Origin of the sequence: Ruoffia sp. FAM 26254 (assembly GCF_045528545.1) — a bacterium.
Taxonomy (GTDB): Bacteria; Bacillota; Bacilli; order Lactobacillales; family Aerococcaceae; genus Ruoffia; species Ruoffia halotolerans.
The window spans coordinates 1-255 of sequence record NZ_JBGQQY010000144.1 but is presented as its reverse complement, the minus strand read 5'-3'; the positions used below and the strand labels follow the sequence as shown (position 1 = coordinate 255).

1 rRNA gene is annotated in these 255 nt (G+C 51.8%); it reads right to left on the bottom strand.

The annotated features are described in order from the left end of the window. Positions 1-255, bottom strand: a 23S ribosomal RNA gene (locus ACEN3Z_RS12040); the annotation flags it as partial.

The window sequence follows — 255 nt, the reverse complement described above, 5'->3', positions numbered from 1 at the left end:
ATGCACGTCGGTTTGGGCTCTTCCCGTTTCGCTCGCCGCTACTCAGGGAATCGATTTTTCTTTCTCTTCCTGCAGGTACTTAGATGTTTCAGTTCTCTGCGTCTACCTCACTTGCGTGTAACAGCCATTAGCTGTTGGGTTCCCCCATTCGGAAATCTCTGGATCTTAGCTTACTTACAGCTCCCCAAAGCATATCGGTGTTCGTCCCGTCCTTCATCGGCTCCTAGTGCCAAGGCATTCACCGTGCGCCCTTTG